This is a genomic window from Pseudomonas sp. 05T35, from assembly GCF_056396605.1.
This window is the reverse complement of record NZ_JBFTLU010000570.1, coordinates 1-2,408: the sequence shown is the minus strand read 5'-3', so window position 1 is coordinate 2,408 and position 2,408 is coordinate 1. Positions and strand designations below refer to the sequence as shown.

At 57.4% G+C, this 2,408-nt stretch carries 3 protein-coding genes; all 3 read right to left on the bottom strand.

Going from position 1 to position 2,408, the window contains the following annotated elements:
• Positions 1 to 75 precede the first annotated feature (75 nt).
• Positions 76 to 291, bottom strand: coding sequence for a DUF1127 domain-containing protein (locus AC1DH9_RS27335; protein ID WP_477806110.1), 216 nt, complete (start codon positions 289 to 291; stop codon positions 76 to 78).
• Between the two features lie 319 nt (positions 292 to 610).
• Positions 611 to 2,104 (bottom strand): acetyl-CoA hydrolase/transferase family protein, encoded by a 1,494-nt coding sequence (locus AC1DH9_RS27330; RefSeq protein WP_427542040.1) that lies wholly within the window; start codon positions 2,102 to 2,104, stop codon positions 611 to 613.
• 192 nt (positions 2,105 to 2,296) lie between these two features.
• Positions 2,297 to 2,408, bottom strand: a 112-nt coding sequence (locus tag AC1DH9_RS27325; RefSeq protein ID WP_477809151.1) for an NAD(P)(+) transhydrogenase (Re/Si-specific) subunit beta, incomplete at its 5' end; no start/stop codon positions are given.

Sequence of the window (2,408 nt, the reverse complement as noted above, 5' to 3'; positions counted from 1 at the left end):
TCCCACGACGGGTTTTGTGTGTGCAATTCGGGGTGCTGGCGGTGGACCCGGTGGGTCAGGGCCAGCGACGCTAACTTAGCGCCAGAACGGCTTGCTCAGCTCTTCGTAGCGTTGTGCTTCGCTAATCCCTGCGTCAGCCAGCAGATGCGAATCCAGACGAGCCAGTTGGTGGCGGCTGGAGATGCGGCGCTGCCACAGCATCAGGTTGGCGAGAACGCGAAGAGGCATGGAAGCCTGGGTTTTTACAGCGTTGTCTTCGAAGAACATTTCGGAACTGAGTGTACGTTCCATGGTTGACATCCTTCCGCTTATGGCGGGATTAGGTAGTGGTTTAACTGATGCCAATGATCCTCTCGTTTGGCCAGTCTCTCTAGATACAGTTCACCTGTATTGTGAGGGACCAGTTAACTGTTAATAGGTGCTGTACTGCTCGAAAACGAGGCAACTGTACCTATCCGCACTAGTGTGGTGCGTTTTTAGGTGTTCGGCTCGAAAATGCGGGTAATTACGGTAGGAAATGACCGGTACAGCAGTACAGTTTTTGAAGTATGTTGGGTTGGCAATGGCGAGCTGACGAAATTGTGTTTGCGTCAGCTGCCATCTGTATCAATCACACGGCGAGCATTCTGCCGGTTTCTTCCAGGTTGATGTGCCAGCTGAGGGCGTCGCGCAGGATATGCGGGGTGTGTCCGCCGACGGCGCAGGCCGCCTCGAAGTAGGCATTCAGCGCTTCGCGGTAGTCCGGGTGCACGCAGTTGTCGATTACCACCCGCGCCCGCTCCCGTGGCGCCAGGCCACGTAAATCGGCAAGGCCGATCTCGGTCACGAGAATGTCGACGTCATGTTCAGTGTGGTCAACGTGACTGACCATCGGCACTACACTGGAAATCGCCCCGCCCTTGGCAATCGACTTGGTGACAAAGATCGCCAGGTGCGCGTTACGGGCAAAGTCGCCGGAACCACCAATGCCGTTCATCATCCGCGTACCGCAGACGTGGGTGGAGTTGACGTTACCGTACAGATCGAACTCCAGCGCCGTATTGATGCCGATGATGCCCAGGCGACGAACCACTTCAGGGTGGTTGGAGATCTCCTGCGGACGCAGCACCAGCTTGTCCTTGTAACGTTCCAGGTTGCCAAACACATCGGTATTGCGCCGGCTCGACAGGGTGATCGAGCTGCCCGAGGCGAAGCTCAGTTTTCCGGCGTCGATCAGGTCGAAGGTGGAGTCCTGCAGGACTTCGGAGTACATGGTCAGGTCTTCGAACGGCGAGTCGATCAGGCCGCACATCACCGCATTGGCGATGCTGCCGATACCGGCTTGCAGCGGGCCGAGCTTGTTGGTCATGCGCCCTGCTTCCACTTCCTGCTTGAAGAAGTCGATCAGGTGATCGGCAATGGCCTGGGTGTCGTTGTCCGGCGGCAGCACCGTGGACGGCGAGTCGGACTGGTTGGTGATGACGATCGCGACGATCTTTTCCGGCGGGATCGGGATCGCGGTGCTGCCGATACGGTCGTCGACCTTGACCAGCGGAATAGGCGTGCGGGTCGGACGGTAGGTCGGGATATAGATGTCGTGCAGACCTTCCAGATTCGGGTTGTGCGCCAGATTGATCTCGACGATCACATGCTTGGCGAAAATCGCGAAGCTGGCCGAGTTGCCGACTGAGGTGGTTGGTACGATGTGGCCCTGTTCAGTGATCGCCACGGCTTCAATCACCGCGATGTCCGGCAGCTTGAGTTGCTGGTTGCGCAGTTGTTCCACGGTTTCCGACAGGTGCTGGTCAATGAACATCACCTCGCCGGCGTTGATCGCCTTGCGCAGGGTGCTGTCGACCTGAAACGGCATACGACGGGCCAGCACACCGGCCTCGGTCAGTTGTTTGTCGAGGTCGTTGCCCAGGCTGGCGCCGGTCATCAGGCTGATTTTCAGCGGTGTGACCTTGGCGCGTTCGGCCAGTGCGTGGGGCACGGCTTTGGCTTCGCCGGCGCGGGTAAACCCGCTCATGCCGACGGTCATGCCGTCCTGAATCAGAGCGGCAGCGTCAGCGGCGCTCATTACCTTATCCAACAACGAAGGCAAGCGGATACGATCACGGTACATGGATTGTTATCTCGGGCAACGGAAGCAAGATGTGCAGTCTATTGAATTCAAAAAAATTCGCCCCGCGACCATGGTCGAATGCTGGCCCCTGATTTAGAGCCTTTGGTCGGTTTTCCGCAGTTAATCTTGTGTGCAATAAAAAACCCCAGCCTACAAAGGCCGGGGTTTTCGGTATTGCGGTTTGCGCAGTCTTTACTCGACGGCTTTGACCATGTCTTCGATGACTTTCTTCGCGTCGCCGAAAACCATCATGGTTTTGTCCAGGTAGAACAGTTCGTTGTCCAGGCCGGCGTAGCCGCTGGCC